Here is a 20,170-nt window from a genome sequence, read left to right as displayed (position 1 = left end):
TGCAGTCCACTCGACGAAAGGCGGGAGACTTTAGATAGAGAAGTGAAATGAAATGTGGCAAATTGATACAAACGGTGTTCTTGGGAGAACCTGAGAGGTCTGATAGGTTCCGAACTCAGGGAGCATATAGGCGAGGCTGCAGGCTCATTTATGAGGGCTATTTAACAGTTTCATCAAAACTCACAAGGAGATCAGGTAGTTAAAGTGGCGGCACGAAAATGTGAAACGCGCATGCCCGTTCAAGTGAGAAAACGCGCCTGCTACCTAATTCCTGTTACAGAGCACAGGAGAGAGCTGTGGCATCTAAAATTGAATCCATTAAAGAGGAAGTCCGCTCTCTTGTTGCTAGAGGCGATCACCTTTATCTGGTCATGCTTGACGAAGTTTCTGGGTTGCCTGATGAGATAACTACGCAATTGAAAAAGAGCAAGGTAAAGCTTCCCAATTTTACAACCGATTATGATTCTTGGTATTCGGAAGCTCTCGCTTTGATCAAGCAATTATTGCCTGATCGTCTTGAAGATTTTAAGCGCCAGTACAAGGATGAAAAAAGAAAGGAAGTTTCGTTTCTCACCTACGGTATATCGGATTACTTATACGGCCTCAGAACAACCAGAGGTTATCAGAAGAGTGTTATAGCAGATAAGTCAGCGGCCATAGTAAAAATGCAAGTGCAAAATTCGATTCTAGTTGCTGTAGAAAAGCGTTTAGATAGTTCGCTTTTTGACATTCAGGAGGTGCTGCAAGCAGACCTTTTTGATTCCGAGCTCAGTGCCGCACAAGAGTTAGCAAAAAAAGGGTTTGTTCGAGGGGCTGGGGCAGTTGCTGGCGTGGTTCTAGAAAAGCACCTCGGCCACGTTTGCCAGATGCATAGCCTTAAGTCTCGAAAGAAGCACTCATCTATAGCCGATTTTTATCAGTTGCTGAAAGAGAACGATATAATAGATACCCCGAAGTGGAGGTTTATTCAGCATCTTGGTGATTTGCGGAACCTTTGTGATCACAACAAAGACCGAGAACCTACAAAGGAAGACGTGCTTGAGCTCGTCGAAGGCATTCAAAAAGTGATCAAGACGGTATTCTGAGAATGCTTTGTAACAAACGGCCGCGCCGGACAATTTTCCGCCGTCATCTTTTGTGCAAAAACACGCCCAAAAGTCGCCATCAAAAGGTCGCTCCTCGAGTCGGGTAAAAATCAAAAGGAAGCTCAGTGGGGAAAATCAGAGCAATATTGTTTTTCGATATATTTCCATTTCTATGCCGTTTTATAGGTGTCGGATTTCTTCTAATGGGCCTATACGGCATTGGCATTCCTCCAAAGGAGGACATTGGGACCTCTTCTTTGACTTTATTGGTGTTGGCTATTTTCTTCTTGCTCCTACCTATGGCAAAAAAATAAGCCTAGGAAAATTGCTAACTTTTGAGAAAGAGATGTCTCAGGTAAAAGCGGAGGTGGCCGAGTTCAAAGTGGAAGCTCGCGAATTCCTCAATGTTTATAGCAATATGATTACTGCAATATCTAACGCTGTAAGCCAAACGGTTAATGTGCATCTTCCTGGCAAAGAGCAAGTTCAAGAGGCAAAAGAAGAACTTGATTCAACTTTGAATGATCAAGAGTCTCCTGATAAGATGGAAGATGAGTTAGAAGCTTATCTTAATCAATCTGGAAATGATCCCAACTTTGCGCTTGCTAAGCTTAGAATGGAGCTGGAGAAATCCATGAGGGATATTCTAGGGAAGCGTACACAAACCGCAGATCCGCTATCTATGAAGTCGAAGTACTTGTCTGCAAGGCAATTGTTTCGTGAGCTTGTAAACCAAAAACCGAACTACAAAGGTCTGCATAGTTCATTCGACTACATTTTAAAGGTTTGCAATGCCGCGATACACGGACAAAAAATATCAGAACAGCATGCGCACGAAGCAATATATATGGGTATTAAGATGCTCAAAGAGTTTGAAAGTTTGGGTGAATAGTATTAATAAGCGGCTGCTAGAGGTTGCGTTACGCTTTGCTACATTTAGCCCCAGGGCCGGGCGTTGGACAGGAGGCTGAACTTGGAATGGTTTTCACGAATCGTCGATCTTGCGAAGGTTCCGACGAAGTTTGTAGGCGCAGTCGCGTTACTTACCTCGCTCGTGATGTTTTCGCCTGCGTCGACTTTGCAGTACCTCTCCCTTCTCCAATTTAGAGAAGAATATGGTCCGTACTTTGGTATTGCGCTCCTTGTTAGCGTCGCGATCCTGGCCATCGAGTGTGTCGTCTGGATGTATCATCGAGTACTAGGTCATTTTCTCAAGCGAAGACGAAGAGAGTCTGTTCGGAACCGCTTGGAAAACATGGATAAAGCTGAAAAAGCCGTTCTTCGTGAATTCTTTATTGCTGCTTCACGGACGGTCAAACTACCGATTGAGCAGCCCGCCGTGTCGGCATTGCTCAATGCCGACGTGCTTGAGCAGTCCACTGGTCTGGGATCGAGAACTACAGTAGGTTCTGTGTTTTCGCTTTCACTTTCAGACGAAGCGGAGAAGCGCCTGAATCCACACCTGCTCGATTTGGAAGAGTTTGTGTATCACACAGACGAAGGCCAATGGGGACTGAATGAAGAAGGGCAGAATTGGATAATGGAGAATCGACCGAGCTTTATGCATGAGCTTGACCGACATCTGGCTCTGATGGAAGGGCGATTTTGGTGAATCCGATCCAACAAGGCCATGCGGTCGACGCTAGTACCTCGCGCGGCTGATGGCTGGCGCTCTATTAGGTCTGACTCGACATCAGTTTATGATCCTAAGCCCCCTCGAGGCGAGCTATCGCACAGGGGAAGGTGTGACACTTTGATTGCATCCTGTGGCATACCCAATGGCATAGATCTATTTTTCTATAACGCCTTTCCACTCTTAAATCATATGTTTAGGACGTTTTTCTAGTCCTGCTTCGTACCTTTGCTTATGGGCCAAGCCATCGTCTTATGAGGCATTCCTGCTGATACGCCACGTCCAGTAACGCTAACCATCCTCTTCTCTCTATCTATCGACCAATACCCAATCCTGATCGGGAGATGGCGTCGCTAGAATGATTCCCTCCGATGCCGTAGGCGCTATCGATATGAACGAGGCCATCACGCTTGGCATTACCGTTGATCGTCCTTGGCGTTCACTGTATGAGGCCTTCTGGCGCCCAGAGGCTTTTCCGACCTGGGCATCCGGACTGAGTCAGGCCGAGTTGGTCGAGCAGGAAGGTAGGTGGTTGGCAAAAGGGCCAGGGGGATCTGTCCTGATCCGCTTTACGGACCACAACCCTTACGGCGTCATGGATCATTGGGTTGAGTTGGCGTCGGGCGAGGTGGTCTATGTACCGTTGCGGGTAATCGCCAACGGTCCAGGGGCGGAAGTTCAGTTGACCCTCTTCAGGCAGCCCGGCATGGATGAGGCAACCTTCGAGCGGGATGCCGATTGGGTTCGCCAAGATCTGCTCGCGCTCAAAAGGCTGGCCGAAACATCGATCTCGCCGGGCTAGCGCTGGCGGATCGCCCGGCACTGGCAGGATGGCCCGCTCCTGGGGCTCGGCACACACTTTCCATCTAACCCATCGCGCGAGCTCTGTGCCTTATGGATGCGTTGTGAATCTCGAAACGATTTTTATCATCGCCTTTGCCTATCTGGTGGCGGCCTTCGTCAAGGGCGCCACTGGCCTCGGCTTTTCGACCTCCGCGCTGCCCATCCTGGCGCTGGGCCTGGGTCTGAAGTCGGGGATGCCGCTGGTGATCATCCCTTCGCTGGTCAGCAATCTCATCGTGATGCGGCAGGCGGGGCACTTCGGCGAGACGCTGCGGCGCTTCTGGCCGATGTTCCTGGCGACCATTCCCGGCCTGCTGCTCGGCCTCACCGTGCTGGACCTCATCGATAGTCTCGTGGCCGGCGCGATACTCGGCGTCGTGCTGATCGTCTACGGGGCGTTCACGCTGTTTCGCCCCGGGCGGCCGTTATCGGATCGGTTGGGGCGCAAGCTGGCGCCGGTCTCGGGATTCCTGACCGGGTTGGTGAACGGCACGACCGGGTCGCAGGTGATGCCGATTCTGCCGTTCGTGCTGGCGCTGCGGCTCGATCCCAAGCGGTTCATCCAGGCGATCAATATCTCCTTCACGCTGTCGAGCCTGATCATGGCGCTGGGGCTGGCGAAGCTTGGCCTGATGACGGCGGATTCGATCTGGATTTCGCTGGCGGGGCTGGTGCCGGTCTATGTCGGCACCCGGCTTGGCGGGGCCGTGCGCCAGCGGATGGGTGCCGAGTCCTTCCGCAAGGTGGTTCTCATGATGCTGATCGTCTTCGGCGTGGTGCTGGTGGGCAAGAGTGCGCTGGGGTCATTCGCGCTGTAGGGCCGGCGGGCGAATGTCCAGGATCGAGCGTCAACGTGGCCTGGCGTCTCGCTTCCGGGGGGGGGGGCTCCCCGGCGCAAAGAGGCTGCCGCGCCGGGTGGGGCGGCAGCACGGTTGCGGTTCTCGGCTAGTTTTTCAGCGTCGCATCGCGGCTCTGGATCAGGTTCGAATAGTGGGGGAGGTGATTGGCGAGGATGCCGCCGAAGCCTTCGATGTCGTTACGCCAGTCGCGGTGCAGCTCGCCGGCGACCGAGAACCAGTTCATCAACTGCACGCCGGCCTGGGACATGCGGCTCCACGCGGCGTCGCGCACGGACGTGTTGAAGGTGCCGGAGGCATCGGTGACGACGAAGACCTCGTAGCCTGCTTCGCGCGCGGCCAGGGCCGGGAAGGCGACGCAGACATCGGTGACCACACCGGCGATCAACAGCTGCTTTTTGCCGGTCTCCTTGTCGGCCTGGACGAACTCCTCGTTGTCCCAAGCGTTGATCTGGCCGGGGCGGGCAATATAAGCCGCACCGGGGAACTTCGCCTTCAGTTCCGGCACCAGCGGCCCATTGGGGCCATCCTCGAAGCTGGTGGTCAGGATCGTCGGCAGGTCGAAGAACTCGGCGATATCGGCAAGCGCCATCACGTTGTTCTTGAACTCGTCGGGGCCGAAGTCGCGAACCAGCGATAGCAGGCCGGCCTGGTGATCGATCATCAGCACGGCGACATCGTGCTTGTCGAGTCTCTGGTAGGAATAGGCCATCACGCATCTCCTTCATTTTTTTGGAAGCGGCGGGGTATCGGCGTCGATATCCCGCGAGTTATCGGGCGCTCCCGAGAGCGCCCGAATCCTTTACGCCGTGGCGCCGAACTTTCCGGCCTGGAACTGGCGGATCGACTCTTCGATCTCCTCGTTCGAGTTCATGACGAACGGTCCGTAACCGACGACGGGGTCGTCGATGGGTTCGCCGGTCAGCACCAGCAGTTTGGCGTCGTTGTTGGCCTCGACCACGATCTCTCGGCCCTCGCGGGCGAACAGGGCGAGCTCGGCATCGCGGACGATCTTGTTGCCGTTGAGCTGCACGGTGCCGCTGAGCACGACGATCATCGTGGTGTGGCCCTCCGGCACGTCGAGCGTGGTGGCGCCGCCCTGGTTCAGACGCAGGTCCCAGACGTTGACCGGGCTGAACGTTCGCGCCGGCCCGCGCTTCCCGGCGACTTCACCGGCAATCACCGCCAGCTGTCCTGCCCCTTCCGCCAGTTCGAGGCGGGGGATCTCGGCGGCCTTCAGCGACTGGTACGCCGGGGGCGCCGACTTGTCCGCGGCCGCCAGGTTCACCCACAGCTGGACGACTTCGAAACGCCCGCCGCGCTCGGTGAACGCCGGGGAGTGGAACTCCTCGTGGACGATGCCGCTGCCGGCGGTCATCCACTGGACATCGCCCGGGCCGATGACGCCGCCGCTGCCGGTGGAGTCCCGATGCTCGACTTCGCCCTCGTAGACGATGGTTACCGTCTCGAAGCCGCGATGGGGATGGGCGCCGACCCCGCGTGGCTTGACCGCCGGCTTGAACGCTTTCGGTCCGGCGTAAGCGAGCATCAGGAACGGCGTGACGTGATGCGCGCCCAGGCGTTCGTAGGTGAAAAGCGAGCGCACGGGAAAGCCGTTGCCGACCCAGTGGGCTCGAGGCGCGGAGTAGATACCGGTGATGTCTTTCATCCTGACCTCCCGTTTGTCGATGATTCCTCGGGCGATGCGTCAGCCATCATCCGGCCGTGTCGAAGGCAGGCGGTGATGGGCTGAATCGATAGGTCGAATTTACAGGTAGGACATTCGAGTGATTAGCGGGGTAAAATCCAACGCAGCGTCTCACTCATGGAACGATCATATGCAGGATCTCAACGACCTCTATTACTTCGTCCAGGTGGTAGAGCATGGCGGCTTCGCACCGGCGAGCCGGGCGATCGGGGTGCCGAAGTCCAAGCTGAGCCGGCGCGTGGCCGAACTCGAGGCTCGCATCGGCGTGCGCCTGATCCACCGCACCACGCGCAGCCTCACCGTCACCGACCTGGGACGGGCGTACTACGACCACTGCGCCGCCATGGTGGTGGAGGCCGAGGCGGCCCAGGAGACCATCGACCGCTCGATCTCCGAACCTCAGGGGCTGGTGCGGATGAGCTGCCCGCCGGGGCTGCTCTGCTTCATCGTGGGTGACTTGCTCACCGCCTTCATGGCGAGGCATCCGCTGGTTCGGGTCGAGCTGGAGGCCAGCGGCCGGCGGGTGGACGTGGTCCGCGAGGGATTCGATCTGGCGATTCGGGTGAGATTCCCGCCCATTGAGGACAGCGATCTCAGTCAGCGTGTGCTCTCCCGCAGCCCGCAGCGTCTGATGGCGTCGCCCGCGCTGTTCGAGCGTCTCGCCCGCCCGGCCGTGCCGGGGGATCTCCACGGTTTGCCGTCGCTCGATTGGGAGCGGCCGGGCACGGGCCATACCTGGTGCCTGGAAGGGCCGGATGGGGTGAATACACTGATCGATCATCGCCCGCGACTGGTGACCGACGACATGGTCACCCTGCGCCGTGCGGCCCTGGCGGGTCTGGGGATCGTGCAACTGCCGATGCTGGTGGCGGGGCCGGATATCGCCGAGGGGCGTCTCGTGGATGTGCTGCCGAACTGGGTGCCTCGCGATGGCGTGGTCCAGGCGATCTTCCCGTCGCGCCGCGGCCTGCTCCCGGCCGTGCGCCAGTTGATCGACTTCCTGGCCGATAACTTCGGCCAGGAGGATTTCACCACGCGGATTTCCGCGTCGGCGCAACCCGGGCATGACGCCGAGCGCTGAGCGGCCTCGTCCTTAGCGCTTCAGGAACTCGATGACCAGACGGGCGATCTCTTCCGGCCGGTCCTCGGGCGAAAAGTGACCGCACTTCTCGAGTACGCTGAGATCCGATCCCGGTATGTCGGTGTGCAGGCGATAAGCGTAATCGACACTCTGCCAGGCATCGTCCGCGCCCCAGATCAGCTTGACCGGCATTCGCCCGAGCTCCGGCAGGCGGGCGGCGACCTCCATCGTGTGCTTCGGGTCGTAGTGGCGTATCTGATGCTGGAACAGGCTGGCCTGGCCGATGGGCCCGCTGATGAAGTCGAGGTAGGTCTCGAGCGCGGATGCCTCGAGACGCTGCGGGTCATGGACCGCGGTCAACAGCCATTCCCGGAAATGCGTGCGGTGTTCGTCGTCGGGCACCTTGATCAGCCGCTCCAGCCCCGCGGCCATCTGCTGGCGAGTCCTGGGCGACGGATAACTGTCGTAGCTGACGACATCGATCAGTGTCAGCGACCGCAATCGGTGCGGGTGAAACACGCCGAGGCGCTGGGCGATGCCGCCGCCGAAGTCGTGGGCCACGATATGTGCCGTCTCCAGTCCCCAGTGGTCCATCAGGGCTTCCAGCACCGGGACCTGGGCCGTGATCGAGGTATCGACCGAGGGATCTCGCGGTCGCTCGGAGTGGCCGTAACCCAGCAGGTCGAAGAGATGGACGCGATATCCGGCCTCGACCAGCCGGGGCAGGACGTTACGCCAGATCAGGGAGGAGGAGGGCGTGCCGTGCAGCAGCACGACGGGCTCGCCCTGTCCGTAGACGCCGTGGGCGATACGCTTGCCATCGATCAATACATTGTCGGTCGCGATCGGGTTCATGGTTCGGCTCCGCGTTGGGTGGGTGTCGATGAGCTTGCGAAAACCTCGTGCATGACACAAATGCGTTATATGATGAAATCGATCTGTTTTTGTCATGTGGTGGGTCGCCGCTATTGTGGCCGGGACCCGCAGGCCGAGGAGCGGAAGACGTGAGCGCGAGGCTGGAGCTAGGAGCGTTGCAGGCGCTGGCAGCGATCGTGGAGACGGGCGGGGTCACGCGGGCGGCACAGTCGTTGGCGCTGTCTCAGTCGGCGATCTCCCACAAGATCCGGCGGCTGGAGATGGCGATCGGCTGCGAGCTGCTGACCCGGCGCAGCGGGGCGAGTCTGTTGACGCCGGAAGGCGAGAAACTGCTGGGTTACGCCCGGCGCATTCTGGATCTTCACGACGAGGCAGTCTCCTGCCTGGGGACGGAGCCGTTGCGCGGAACGGTTCGGCTCGGCGTGACCGAGGATACGACCAGCGGCGGCGTGGCCCGTATCCTGGGGCGATTCGCGCGACGGCATCCGGATGTCACGGTGCGGACCCACGTTGGCCAGAGTCTCTCCCTGGAGGGGCAGATCGACCGGGGCGAGATCGATGTCGGCTTCATGCAGGTGTTCGAGCATCGTCAGCGGGCGTCCGATACGGTCGTCGCCAGGGAGCCACTGCACTGGGTGAAGTCCCGGGACTGGAGCCTGGACATGACCCGTTCGATTCCGTTCGTCGCCTTCGATGACGACTGTTTCTATCGCCAGTGGGCGATGGAGGCGGGGCAGGCGAGCTCCCCGGGACTGACGACCGTCATGACCTGCGCGAGCATTGCCGGCGTGAAGTCGGCAGTGCTCTCGGGGTTGGGCGTGACGCTGTTGAACCGCCGCCATGTGACGCCGGAGATGGAGGTGGTGCAGGCGCCGTTTCCCGAGCCGCCGCCGATCGTCTACCTCCTCCGCACCGGGCGCCAGTGTCACTCGAGTGCGGTTCGCGGCCTGGTCAACGCGATAACCGAAGAGGTGGAGACACCCGCGGTTCCGGGGTGAGGTGGTCACGACTGGCGAGCCGATGGCGGCCTGCCGACGGGGGGAAGCCGGATCACGATGCGCTGGAAAATGAGGACGTTAGGCCGGGATGACAAGATTTTCGTCTTACGACCAACACACCTGTTGACTATCCGTCGATGACGGCGCAGACTGGCGATCAGTTGGTTAGCAAGTCGCATATTGTCAGTTGCACTCGAATCATTCGGTAGCCTGGTTATATCCCCTTGTTTTACCCACTACATCGGGTAGCACCCGGCAATCGTAATTACGCGCTAAGCGCATAAGGAATTCGGAAAATGGCAACTGGCACAGTTAAGTGGTTCAACGATACTAAAGGCTTTGGCTTCATCTCTCCGGCAGACGGTGGCGACGACCTGTTCGCACACTTCTCCGAGATCCAAGCCGACGGCTTCAAGTCTCTGCAGGACGGTCAGGAAGTTTCTTTCGACGTCACTCAGGGCAAAAAAGGTCTTCAGGCTGCTAACATCAAGCCGCTCTAAGACTTTTGGTAGATCCATCGCCCTAGCGCGATAGAGATTCCAGCACCAAGGCCCGCTAACGCGGGCCTTGGTGTTTTTGCGTCTGCAGCCGGTGAACATGGGGCCGGAACGCCCCATGGCAACCACTGCACCGCCCAGGAAGTCTCGTGCCCAAACCCCCTCGCCCGGCGGCTCCCCGGGTCAATCATGTCGGTTTCAGCGTTCGCTGCCTGGAATCATCGATACGGCTCTGGTGCGAATGTTTCGGTGCCACGCTGGTTCGCCAAGGCGAGATGTCCGGCTCGTTTCTCTCCCATGTGACCGGTGCGCCAGACACGAACGTTAAAATGGCCATCGTCGAAATCGATGGCTTTCCTGTCGAGCTGCTGGAGTATGCGCTTGAAGCCGAGGCTCCGCGCAGCGGCGGTTACCGTCAGGGAGTCGCTCATCTCGCGTTCGATGTCGACGATATCGAGGTCACTCTCGGCAGCGTCAGTCTTCACGGCTGGCAGGCGCAGGGCGAGGTTCAGACCCTACCGGCAGTTGAGAAGAAAGGAACGAAGGTGATGTATATCGTTGGGCCGGATGGTTGCGTTGTCGAATTGATGCAGCCACCTGAAAGGAGTCTCGAGTGATGGAGCTGCAGTGCGACTGCGGTAACGTCAGGCTCACCGCACCGGAGCCGGCGCAGGTGACTTGCTGCAATTGCGGGATCTGCCGGCGTTACATGGCACTCTGGGGCTATTTTCATCCTGATGAGGTCAAGATCGTCACTGGCGCGGCGGGCAGGGCGTCGTATCAGCGTGGTGATCGGGAGATCGAGTTCCTGCGGTGCGCCGCGTGCGGCTGCGTGACGCATTACCAGACGTTGGCGGGGGATCCCGACCCCATCGTGGCGGTCAATTTCCGCTTGGCGGAAACGCTGCCTCCTGGCGTGACGACGCGCGATGCCGATAACGCGACGCGATGAAGGGCGCGTGAGCCGCCCCGCCTGGAAATCATGGCCGCTGATGCGGCCGAGTCGACGGGGTGGGCCTGCGATTCAGCTCTGACGACGCGATGTCACGCTGCCGAAGCGGCGCTTGAACTGCGCGGCACGACCTTCGGTGCCGACCTCGCGCTGCTTGCCGGTGTAGAACGGGTGGGACGCCGAGGAGATATCGAGGTGGACGAGAGGGTAGGTGTTGCCATCCTCCCACTCGATGGTCTCGTCGGAAGTCATGGTCGAGCCAATCTTGAAGTACTGGTTGACGCTGGTGTCGTGGAAGATCACCTGACGATATTCAGGGTGGATGCCGGCTTTCATGGACTTCTCCGTTCGGTTGGTTTTGTAATGTTATTACATTTCTTTGGTGTGAGGCAATTGGCTGCGTCATGGGGACGCATCGCCCGCCGCGTCTGTGCGAAACATGGCGGGATCCGCTATCATCGCCTTTCCCTCGCCGGCCAGACGCTCTCTCCATGCACAATCTCTATATCCCCGTCGCTGCCATCCTACTGGCATTCGCCATCATCTTCGGCGGGCAGGCCCTGTCTGACAGTCAGGTCGATGACGACATCAAGTCCCTGATCGCCAGCCAACTGGATGGTGACGACGAAATCGAGCTGCAGGCGATGAAAGAGATCCAGAAGGGGTACGGCGTTTGCGGCGAGTATCGTGTGGCCGGCCAGGACCACTCCTTCTCGCCGTTCTACTACAGCAAGGTCAACGAGCGCGTGACGCTTGGCGCCGAATCCGACCGGTATCGGCGCCACTGCGGCAACTGAACGGCAGGTTCAAATCTGCTGAAATCGTTCGATGCGCTCCCGGATGGCGTTCTCGGGGCCGATGAGATCCAGCAGGTCCGATTCGGTCAGGCCGATATGCTGATGACCGCGAGCGATCGAGGTGTAGTTCTCTCCCTCCCGAATCGCCTCTTCGACCAGTAGCGAAAGCTCCTTGCGATCATCAAGCGAGGCGGGGTCGTAGCTCTGGCGCGCACGCTGGAACTGATTGGCCTGTTCCCTGCGACAGCGCTGCAGCAGACTCTCGGTGATGAACGGTGTGCTTTTCATGGACCTTACCCCATCGTCGGCGAAATTCCCCTTGAGATTAGAACCGTTTCGAAGGCCCCCACCATTGGCATTTTGGTGTAGAGCGGCATATGAATTAGTAAGGGTGAATTTGCGGTATTAGACCAAGGTCGGTAGGGTGGCGCGCTTCATGCCCAAAGAACCCTCCCTCTGATATGACCTCTGACACCAACGTGCCATCGACGCAGGGTGGCCGTTTTGGCGATCCCGTCGTGCTTGTTCTGACCATCGGCTTCATCCTGATCTTTCTGACGGCATCGGCGATGGCGCCGGATACCGTCGCCCGAGTGATCGACATCGGTTTCACCTGGTCGGCCAGAACCTTCGGCAGCCTGTTCCAGTGGCTGATGCTGCTGACCTTCTTCATCGCCATCGGCGTGGCGCTCTCCCCGGCTGGGCGGGCGCGAATCGGGTCCCAGGAGCGGCCCGACATGAGTACCTTCCGGTGGGTGTCGATCATTCTGTGCACGCTGTTGGCGGGGGGCGGCGTCTTCTTTGCCGCCGGTGAGCCGATCTATCACTTCGTGGTCACGCCGCCGGCTTTCGATTCCCAGCCCGGCACGGCCGATGCCGTACCCAATGCCTTGGCCCAGGCCTTCTTCCATTGGGGATTCACCGGCTGGGCGATTCTCGGCACCTTGCCGGTCGCGATCCTCTCGCATCAGCATTACCAGCGCGGCATGCCGCTACAGCCACGAACGCTGCTGGCGCCGGTACTCGGTGACCGCCTGGTGCGCGGCTTTCTCGGTGGCGTGGTCGACGCCATCTGTGCGATCGCCGTCACCGCCGGCACGGTCGGGCCGCTGGGTTTCCTGGCGACCCAGGTCAGCTTCGGGCTCCACGACCTGTTCGGCTTCCCGCGCGGCTATGACGTGCAATTGGGGATTCTGGCGGCGCTGGGGGCGATCTACGTGACGTCGGCGGTGACCGGCATCGATCGCGGCATTCAGGTGCTGAGTCGCCTGAATGTCATTCTGGCCATGGTGATCGGGGCCATCATTCTGCTATTCGGGCCGACCCAGTTTCTGGTCGATAGCTGGTTCCAGGGCTTCGGCACCTATCTCGGCCACTTCTTCGAGATGTCGACCATGACCACGGTGACGGCCTCGCCAAGCTGGATGAAGTGGTGGACGGTCTTCTTCTTCGCCTGGTTCGTCGGCTTCGCACCGCCCATGGCGATCTTCGTCACCCGGATCTCCCGCGGGCGCACGGTGCGCGAGATGATCATCGCCACGGCGGTCATGGCGCCGGTGGTCACCACTGTCTGGTTCACCTTGCTGGGCGGTTCCGGCATCTTCTACGAGCTCCAGGGCGCGATCGACCTCAGCCAGCCGCTGCAGAATTTCCAGTTCGACGTGGCGACGTTGACCGTGGCCCAGGCGCTGCCGGGGGGTGTCTGGATGGCGCTGGCCGTGCTGGTGCTGACCACGGTGTTCGTGGCGACGACCGGGGACTCGATGAGCTATGCGGTATCCGTCGTCTGTGCCGGCAACGACAATCCCGGATCGGCGCTACGGGCGTTCTGGGGGATCGTCTTCGCGCTGATGGCGGCGATTCTGCTGGGCATGGGCGAGGGGCAGGTCAGCGTGCTCCAGCAGTTCCTGGTTATCCCCGCCGTGCCGGTGGCGATGCTGTTGGTGCCGACATTGTGGCACGGACCCAAGGCGGCCTATGCGATGGCCAGGGCGCAAGGCGTACTGGACGACTTGCCAGCGACGCGTCCGACGTCCTGAAGCCAGGTCGACCCCCTCAACGACGACACCCCCGACGGATTGCTCCGTCGGGGGCGTTGCCATTTTACCGCGGCGCTTGGCCCTGGCTGTCACGGCGGCGGCGCGGTCCTGTCGCCATTGGCTCAGACGGCGACGGTTTGATCCGCCGATTGAGTTTCCAGACGGCCCTGGCCGCCGTTGATGGGGATCTGGCGCGGACGCTGCTCTTCCGGCACCACCCGCAGCAGGTCGACGATCAGCAGCCCATTCTCGAGCCGGGCGCCCTGGACCTCGATGTTCTCGTCGAGGCGGAACGACAGCTTGAAGGCGCGCTGGGCAATACCCTGGTGCAGGTACTGTACCTTGTCGTCCTGCTGGCGCTCGCCCTTGCCGGCAGTGATGGTGAGCACACGCTTCTCGACGTTGACGTCGAGTTCCTGCTCGGCAAATCCGGCCGTGGCCACGGCGATGCGGTAGTCGTTCTCGCCATACTTCTCGACGTTGTAGGGCGGATAGCTGGGCACGTCGTTCTGCATCGCGGTCTCGAACAGATCGTTGAGCCGGTCGAAGCCGATGGAACGGCGGAACAGCGGAGAGAGAGACATCGTATTCATGGTGCAACCTCCTGAATGACAGCGAAGTCTTGGGGTGCCCGGGCCCATCCCGGATCACCGCTCGCGGACCCGCTCGGCGGCGTCCGCTGTCGAGGGGATGACGCATGCGAGATGCCGTCTGCCAATCGGCTCCCTCTCGACATTATGTTAAATAGGGTCGCCCAGACAGCTTTCAAGGGGGAGCGCAGATCACGCTGCGAAATTTTTCATCCCCGGCTCCCGGCCCCGCTATCAGCGGCCTCGGCGGTACCCGTAGCAGAGAATAGTGGCGGTCGGACGGCTTTCAAGAGGGGAAAAGGAGAGTGGGCATGCGCGGCAGGTGTAATGGGCGCACGCCCGAGGAGACGCCATTTCGGCTCGGCGTGAGAGCCTTTCCGGTTTGCTGGCCACTATCACCGTGGCTGGCTCCTCCCTTGGCGCGTGCTCGGCTCGCGAAGGGCGAGCCGAGCACGCCGGGCTAGCCCAGCAGTTGCCCGGCGATGCGCAGGCCGGCGACCCAGGTCGCGATGGCGGAACCCAGGCTCGAGAGCAGAAAGACCAGTAGGGTGCGAGCGACGCGATTGCGCCACCAGCCGCGCCAGTGGCTGACGTCGCTGCGCAGCCGCGAGAAGTCGCCGACGGTGGGGCGGCGCAGGTAGAGTTCCACGCCGGCGGTCACGAAGCCGACGCCGATGGTCGGGTTGAGCGAAGTCAGCGGGGCGCCGACGAAGGCGGCGGCGATCGTCAGCGGATGGCCCAGGGCGATCAGCGCCCCCAGTGCCGAAAAGCTGCCGTTGATCAGCACCCATTCGCCCACCAGCGACCAGCCGAAGGCGGTATCGCGGCTGAAGCCGATGGCGAAGCCGGTCAGCACCAGGGCGACGATCACCCACGGGATCGCTTTCCACCAGCGCGCGCGGGGCGCGGTCGATTCCAGGTTGGCGCGCTCCTGGATCACGCTGTCCAGCTCGGGCGGACGCTGGCTCAAGGTTTCGAGGTGGGCCTTCATGCCCTTGAGGTGGCCGGCGCCGATCACCACCAGCACGCGCTGGGTTCCACCCTCCGGCAGTTCTTCCACCAGCCTGAGCGCCATGTAGCGGTCACGCTCGGTGATCAGGGGCTCGTACAACGTCTGGGACTGCTCGGCGAATTCGGCGAAGGTGGACTCGAGAACGTCGCCCTGCTTGAGCTTCTCGATCTCCTCGCTGGAGACCTTCTGCCGCGACAGCACGCTGCCGAGCAGACCGGATATCAGGCTGAAGCGCTTGTACCACGGTACGTTCTGGTAGATGCGCTTGAGGGTGACGCCGATCTCGCGATCAATTAGATAGAGCGGCAGGCCGGCCCGTTGGGTCTCGTTGACCGCCGTGCGCATCTCCGCACCGGGTTCGATCCCCGACTGCTCCGCCACCCGTTGCTGAAAGGCACCGAGTGCGAGGCTGGCGGCAACCATGCCGGCCTTGCCCTGCTTGAGGACCTGGAACAGGTCGAGCTTGGCCATGGCGTTGGGCTGGACCAGGCTCTGATGACGTGAGGTGCAAAGCTCGATCGCGACGGCATCGAACTCGCCGGAGCGGATCAGCTCGCGCACCTCGTCGGCGCTGGCCTGGGAAACGTGGGCAGTGCCCAGCAGGGTCAGGTGATGGGCGGCGAGATCCACGGTCTCGCGGGGTCCGGCGGCGTTGTCGGGCATCAAGGGGGCAATCCAAGGCTTAGTAAGAGAGTCGCCCCATATTGCACGTCACGTCGCCGATTCCAAGCCGTTGACAGCGAAAAACGTCAGTCGCCGTCAACGCGAGTCCTGCTCGACGGTCGATCACTCGCCGGCGAGACACTGCTGGGCGCGTGGTGAACGGCACGCCGCGGCGGTGAACAGCACGTCGGTGGAGGAGTTGAGCGCGGTTTCGGTGGAGTCCTGGATCACGCTGATGACGAAGCCGATCGCTACCACCTGCATGGCGACGTCCGCAGAGATACCGAACAGGCTGGCCGCCATCGGTATCAGCAGCAGCGAGCCGCCGGCGACACCGGAGACACCGCAGGCCGCCAGCGCCGAAACGACACAGAGCAGCAGCGCGGTGGCGAAATCCACATCGATTCCCAGCGTGTTGGCGGCCGCCAGCGTCATCACCGTGATGGTGACCGCGGCGCCTGACATGTTGATCGTGGCGCCCAGCGGGATCGAGACGGAGTAGGTGTCGGCGTGCAGGTCGAGGCGCTTGCACAACTCCATGTTGACCGGAATGTTGGCCGCGCTGCTGCGGGTGAAGAAGGCGGTGATGGCACTGCCACGCAGGCAGGTGAAGACCAGCGGATACGGGTTGCGGCGGGTGTAGAGGAACACGATCAGCGGATTGCTCACCAGTGCCACGAAGGCCATGCAGCCCAGCAGTACCGCGAGCAGTTGGGCGTAATCGGCCAGCGCGCTCATGCCGGTGGAGGCGAAGGTGTTGGCGACCAGTCCGAAGATGCCCAGCGGGGCCAGCCGGATCACCCAGCGGACGAGGCCGGAAACCGCATCCGAGAGATCGGCCAGCGACCGCCTTGTGGTGTCGCTGGCGCGACGCAGCAGCAGGCCGAGCCCGACGGCCCAGGCCAGGATGCCGATGAAGTTGGCATCGGTCAGGGCGTGGATGGGGTTGTCCACCGCGCTCATGGCCAGGTTGCGCAGGATCTCGGCGACGCCGGTCGGCGGCGTGCCATCGGCTCGCGGGGCATCGATGATCAACGAGGTCGGGAACAGGAAGCTCGCCGCCACCGCGATCAGCGCGGCAGCCAGCGTGCCGGTCAGGTAGAGCATCAGTACGCCGCGCACCTGGGTCGGCTGGCCACGCTGGTGGCTGGCGATGGCCGCCATCACCAGCACGAAGACCAGTACCGGAGCGACCGCCTTGAGCGCGCCGATGAACAGGTCGCCGAGAATAGCGACCGACGGCGCGATCGACGGCGCCAGGGTGGCGAGGAGCAGGCCGGCCGCGATCCCGATCAGGATCTGTGGAATGAGCCCGATGCGGGGCAGGAGCGAGGACGCGGTGTGGGTGTCGGAACTGGCGGACATGACTCTCTCTTGGGTAGCCGAGGTGGCGGCGTGGCCGCGAAGGGCGGCATTCTACCACCGCTCTCCCGGTCGAACTCGTCGAAAAGCCTGCCTATGGCTCAATCTTTAGTGTCATTCACCGATGACTGGCCGAGTGGGTGGTGAAAAAGCGATTCGCTCTGGGAAAGCGAGGGGGATTGTTCGCGAATGAAAGGTCAGCGTCGCCAGAATGCCGGTGTGAACAGCACCAGGATGGTGAAGATCTCCAGTCTTCCCAGCATCATCGCCAGCACCAGGATCCACTTGGCGGCGCTGGGAATGTCGCCGTAGTCGGTCGAGACATCACCCAGTCCCGGCCCCAGGTTGTTGAGCGCCGAGCCGATCGCCGACCACGCCGTCACCTGATCGAGGCCGGTGGCCAGCAGGGCCAGCAGCATCACCACGAAGAGCATCATGTAGACGGAAAAGAAGCCCCAGACGGCTTCGGCGACGCCTTCGGAGATGCGCATCTTGCCGACCTTGACGGCAAACACGGCGTTGGGATGGATCAGCCGGTGAATCTCGCGGATGCCCTGCTTCAGGACCAGCAGAATGCGGATCACCTTCATGCCGCCCCCCGCCGACCCGGAGCAGGCGCCGACGAAGGCTGCCATGAACAGCATGATCGGCAGTACCCCGGGCCACAGGGTGAAGTCGGCCACGCTGAAACCGGATGTCGTCGCGACCGAAACGGCTTCGAACAACCCGTGTCGAATGCCGGTGGCGTCGTGATAGGTGCCGGTGGCGAACAGGGTGATGATGGTGATCGCGATCAGGATGCCGAGAAACGTGACGAAGAAGCGGAACTCCGGGTCGCGGATGTACTGCAGCAGGCGCCGCTCCCGCCATACCGCGAAGTGCAGACCGAAACTGACCGAGGAGACGACCATGAAGAAGACGCAGATTATTTCGATCGTGGCACTATCGAAGTGCGAGATGCTGGCATCGTAGGTGGAGAACCCGCCGACGGCCACGGTGGCGAAGCTGTGGCCGATGGCGTCGAACCAGTTCATGCCCGCGCCCCAGTAGGCCAGCGCGCAGACGACAGTCAGGATCACGTAGATATACCACAGCGCCTTGGCCGTCTCGGTGATCCGCGGGGTCAGCTTGGAGTCTTTCAGCGGGCCGGGAATCTCGGTCCGGTAGAGCTGCATGCCGCCGATGCCCAGTGTCGGTAGAATCGCCACCGCGAGTACCACGATCCCCATGCCGCCCAACCACTGCAGCTGCTGGCGGTAGAAGCGGATCGAGGCGGGGAGGTGATCGATACCGCTGAGCACGGTGGCGCCGGTGGTCGTGAGTCCGGAGAAGGATTCGAAGACGGCATCGGTGAACGACATCGACGGCGCATCGGAGACCATGAACGGGATCGTGCCGAACAGCCCGAGCACGCTCCAGAACAGCACGGTGATGATGAAGCCGTCACGGGTGCGCAATTCGCGCTTGGCACGCCGATTGGGCCAGTAGAGCAGCGCGCCGGTGATGACCGAGATCGCCATGCCGGCGCCGAAGGCGTGCCAGTTGCCGTCGTGGAAGATTCGCGCGATGACCATCGGCGGCACCATGGTCAGGCTGAATAGCATCAGCAGCAGGCCGACGATGCGGAGAATGACCAGTAGGCTCACGCGGCGTCCCCCACCGGGCGGGACGGGCAGGCGGTGTCGGATGAATGAACCATCAGAAGAACGTCAGGCCGACCTGGAACAGCCGCTCGACGTCACGGATGCGTCGCTTGTCGATCACGAACAGGATCAGGTGATCGCCGCTCTCGATCATCACATCGTCGTGGGCGATCAGCACTTCCTTGCCGCGCACGATGGCGCCGATGCTGGTGCCACTGGGCAGATCGACTTCGCCGATGGTGCGCCCGACCACCCGGGAAGAGCGCTTGTCGCCGTGGGCGATCGCCTCGATCGCTTCGGCGGCGCCGCGGCGCAGCGAGTGGACGTTGACGATATCGCCACGGCGAACGTGGGTGAGCAGGCTGCCGATGGTGGTCTGCTGGGGCGAGATCGCGATGTCGATCTCGCCGCCCTGGACCAGGTCCACGTAAGCGGCGTTGTTGATCAGGGTGAGTACCTTCTTGGCCCCCAGGCGCTTGGCCAGCATCGACGACATGATGTTGACCTCGTCGTCGTTGGTGAGCGCGCAGTAGATATCGCAGTCTTCGATGTTCTCCTCGAGCATCAGCCGCTTGCTGGTGGCGCTGCCGTGGAGCACCACGGTGCGGTCGAGCTTCTCGGAGAGCGCGCCGCAGCGGCCGAGATCGTGTTCGATGATCTTGACCTGATGCTTGTGCTCCAGCGTTTCCGCCAGGCGTTCGCCGATGTTGCCGCCGCCGGCGATCAGCACGCGCCGGAAGTCGCGATCGACCTTGCGCAGTTCCCCCATCACGGTGCGGATATCGCGCCTTGCGGCGATGAAGAAGACCTCGTCGTCGGCCTCGATGACGGTGTCGCCGGTAGGGATGATCGGTCGATCACGACGATAGATCGCCGCCACGCGGGTATCGATGTTGGGCATATGGCGGCGCAGGAAGCCGAGTTCCTGGCCCACCAGCGGGCCGCCATAGTAGGCCTTCACCGCCACCAACTGGGCCAGGCCGCCGGCGAAATCGAGCACCTGCAGCGCCCCGGGGTATTCGATCAGCCGGCGAATGTGGTCGGTGACCACCTGCTCCGGGCTGATCAACACGTCCACCGGGATGGCGTCGTTGGAGAACAGGCTCTTGCGCGTCAGATAGGCGGTGGAGCGCACGCGGCCGATCTTGGTCGGCGTGCGAAACAACGTGTGCGCCACCTGACAGGCGACCATGTTGATCTCGTCGGAACTGGTCACCGCGATCAGCATGTCGGCGTCTTCACCGCCGGCCTGACGCAGAATGTTGGGGTAGGACGCGGTACCGATCACCGTGCGGATGTCGAGCCGATTCTGCAGCTCTCGTAGCCGCTCCTCGTTGATATCCACCACCGTGATGTCGTTCTCTTCATTGGCCAGATGTTCTGCCAACGTACCGCCGACCTGACCGGCACCCAGAATAATAATTTTCATGCCAAACCATCACGGAAATACAGCGTACCGCCTGCCAGTTTACCCGGCCCCGAAGGAACGGAGTGCAACCCGCCCGGCACCGAAATTAGCGCGTAGCATAACGAG

The 20,170-nt window shown here is 61.1% G+C and carries 22 protein-coding genes; 12 read left to right on the top strand and 10 right to left on the bottom strand.

Annotated elements, in window-relative coordinates:
• The first annotated feature begins 296 nt into the window (after nt 1–296).
• The 5 genes from DOM54_RS16880 to DOM54_RS16860 all read left to right on the top strand — a co-directional run bounded on the left by DOM54_RS16880 (nt 297) and on the right by DOM54_RS16860 (nt 4,379).
• On the top strand, nt 297–1,085 hold the full coding sequence (locus DOM54_RS16880) for a hypothetical protein (RefSeq protein WP_110717455.1): 789 nt from the start codon (nt 297–299) through the stop codon (nt 1,083–1,085).
• Nucleotides 1,086–1,137: 52 nt separating this feature from the next.
• Nucleotides 1,138–1,977: a hypothetical protein gene (locus DOM54_RS16875; protein ID WP_206019132.1), complete on the top strand. Its 840-nt coding sequence runs from the start codon at nt 1,138–1,140 to the stop codon at nt 1,975–1,977.
• An 81-nt stretch (nt 1,978–2,058) separates the two neighbouring features.
• On the top strand, nt 2,059–2,697 hold the full coding sequence (locus DOM54_RS16870) for a superinfection exclusion B family protein (protein WP_110717454.1): 639 nt from the start codon (nt 2,059–2,061) through the stop codon (nt 2,695–2,697).
• Between the two features lie 412 nt (nt 2,698–3,109).
• Nucleotides 3,110–3,520 carry an SRPBCC family protein gene (locus tag DOM54_RS16865; protein WP_110717643.1) on the top strand — a complete coding sequence of 137 codons (411 nt, stop codon included), beginning with the start codon at nt 3,110–3,112 and terminating at the stop codon, nt 3,518–3,520.
• A 103-nt stretch (nt 3,521–3,623) separates the two neighbouring features.
• Nucleotides 3,624–4,379, top strand: coding sequence for a sulfite exporter TauE/SafE family protein (locus tag DOM54_RS16860; protein ID WP_110717453.1), 756 nt, complete (start codon nt 3,624–3,626; stop codon nt 4,377–4,379).
• Nucleotides 4,380–4,506: 127 nt separating this feature from the next.
• Here the strand turns inward: DOM54_RS16860 and ycaC are convergent, their stop codons facing one another.
• A complete protein-coding gene (ycaC, locus tag DOM54_RS16855) occupies nt 4,507–5,130 on the bottom strand; it encodes an isochorismate family cysteine hydrolase YcaC (RefSeq protein ID WP_110717452.1) in 624 nt (207 codons plus the stop codon).
• Nucleotides 5,131–5,220: 90 nt separating this feature from the next.
• Nucleotides 5,221–6,087, bottom strand: coding sequence for a pirin family protein (locus DOM54_RS16850; protein ID WP_110717451.1), 867 nt, complete (start codon nt 6,085–6,087; stop codon nt 5,221–5,223).
• 169 nt (nt 6,088–6,256) lie between these two features.
• Here DOM54_RS16850 and DOM54_RS16845 point away from each other — a divergent pair, with 169 nt between their 5' ends.
• On the top strand, nt 6,257–7,207 hold the full coding sequence (locus DOM54_RS16845; protein ID WP_110717450.1) for a LysR substrate-binding domain-containing protein: 951 nt from the start codon (nt 6,257–6,259) through the stop codon (nt 7,205–7,207).
• A gap of 12 nt (nt 7,208–7,219) precedes the next feature.
• Here the strand turns inward: DOM54_RS16845 and DOM54_RS16840 are convergent, their stop codons facing one another.
• Complete coding sequence (locus tag DOM54_RS16840) at nt 7,220–8,062, bottom strand: alpha/beta fold hydrolase (protein WP_110717449.1); 843 nt, start codon at nt 8,060–8,062, stop codon at nt 7,220–7,222.
• 149 nt (nt 8,063–8,211) lie between these two features.
• Between DOM54_RS16840 and DOM54_RS16835 the strand changes: the two genes are divergently transcribed.
• The 4 genes from DOM54_RS16835 to DOM54_RS16820 all read left to right on the top strand — a co-directional run bounded on the left by DOM54_RS16835 (nt 8,212) and on the right by DOM54_RS16820 (nt 10,530).
• Nucleotides 8,212–9,081, top strand: a complete 870-nt coding sequence (locus DOM54_RS16835; RefSeq protein WP_110717448.1) for a LysR family transcriptional regulator — start codon at nt 8,212–8,214, stop codon at nt 9,079–9,081.
• Nucleotides 9,082–9,377: 296 nt separating this feature from the next.
• On the top strand, nt 9,378–9,581 hold the full coding sequence (locus tag DOM54_RS16830) for a cold-shock protein (protein WP_071229947.1): 204 nt from the start codon (nt 9,378–9,380) through the stop codon (nt 9,579–9,581).
• 146 nt (nt 9,582–9,727) lie between these two features.
• Entirely contained in the window at nt 9,728–10,195 is a 468-nt protein-coding gene (locus DOM54_RS16825) for a VOC family protein (RefSeq protein ID WP_162619903.1), read from the top strand.
• On the top strand, nt 10,195–10,530 hold the full coding sequence (locus DOM54_RS16820) for a GFA family protein (protein WP_110717445.1): 336 nt from the start codon (nt 10,195–10,197) through the stop codon (nt 10,528–10,530). The genes DOM54_RS16825 and DOM54_RS16820 overlap by 1 nt, the downstream gene beginning before the upstream one ends.
• Before the next feature lie 72 nt (nt 10,531–10,602).
• Here the strand turns inward: DOM54_RS16820 and DOM54_RS16815 are convergent, their stop codons facing one another.
• Nucleotides 10,603–10,866 (bottom strand): type B 50S ribosomal protein L31, encoded by a 264-nt coding sequence (locus tag DOM54_RS16815; protein WP_110598504.1) that lies wholly within the window; start codon nt 10,864–10,866, stop codon nt 10,603–10,605.
• 155 nt (nt 10,867–11,021) lie between these two features.
• Between DOM54_RS16815 and DOM54_RS16810 the strand changes: the two genes are divergently transcribed.
• A complete protein-coding gene (locus DOM54_RS16810; RefSeq protein WP_110717444.1) occupies nt 11,022–11,327 on the top strand; it encodes a hypothetical protein in 306 nt (101 codons plus the stop codon).
• Nucleotides 11,328–11,336: 9 nt separating this feature from the next.
• Here DOM54_RS16810 and DOM54_RS16805 read toward each other — a convergent pair whose 3' ends face one another.
• Complete coding sequence (locus DOM54_RS16805) at nt 11,337–11,615, bottom strand: hypothetical protein (protein ID WP_110598502.1); 279 nt, start codon at nt 11,613–11,615, stop codon at nt 11,337–11,339.
• Nucleotides 11,616–11,788: 173 nt separating this feature from the next.
• Here DOM54_RS16805 and DOM54_RS16800 point away from each other — a divergent pair, with 173 nt between their 5' ends.
• A complete protein-coding gene (locus tag DOM54_RS16800; protein ID WP_110717442.1) occupies nt 11,789–13,366 on the top strand; it encodes a BCCT family transporter in 1,578 nt (525 codons plus the stop codon).
• Between the two features lie 122 nt (nt 13,367–13,488).
• Here DOM54_RS16800 and DOM54_RS16795 read toward each other — a convergent pair whose 3' ends face one another.
• The 5 genes from DOM54_RS16795 to trkA form a co-directional block, all read right to left on the bottom strand.
• Entirely contained in the window at nt 13,489–13,959 is a 471-nt protein-coding gene (locus DOM54_RS16795; RefSeq protein WP_110717441.1) for an Hsp20 family protein, read from the bottom strand.
• A gap of 457 nt (nt 13,960–14,416) precedes the next feature.
• Complete coding sequence (locus DOM54_RS16790) at nt 14,417–15,631, bottom strand: TraB/GumN family protein (RefSeq protein WP_110717440.1); 1,215 nt, start codon at nt 15,629–15,631, stop codon at nt 14,417–14,419.
• A 123-nt stretch (nt 15,632–15,754) separates the two neighbouring features.
• Nucleotides 15,755–16,996, bottom strand: coding sequence for a serine/threonine transporter SstT (sstT, locus tag DOM54_RS16785; RefSeq protein WP_110717439.1), 1,242 nt, complete (start codon nt 16,994–16,996; stop codon nt 15,755–15,757).
• A 194-nt stretch (nt 16,997–17,190) separates the two neighbouring features.
• Entirely contained in the window at nt 17,191–18,639 is a 1,449-nt protein-coding gene (locus tag DOM54_RS16780; RefSeq protein ID WP_110717437.1) for a TrkH family potassium uptake protein, read from the bottom strand.
• Between the two features lie 52 nt (nt 18,640–18,691).
• Nucleotides 18,692–20,065, bottom strand: a complete 1,374-nt coding sequence (trkA, locus tag DOM54_RS16775) for a Trk system potassium transporter TrkA (protein ID WP_110717436.1) — start codon at nt 20,063–20,065, stop codon at nt 18,692–18,694.
• Between the last annotated feature and the right edge of the window lie 105 nt (nt 20,066–20,170).

Origin of the sequence: Salinicola acroporae, from assembly GCF_003206615.1 — a bacterium.
GTDB lineage: Bacteria > Pseudomonadota > Gammaproteobacteria > Pseudomonadales > Halomonadaceae > Salinicola > Salinicola acroporae.
This window is presented reverse-complemented; position numbering and strand designations above follow the sequence as displayed.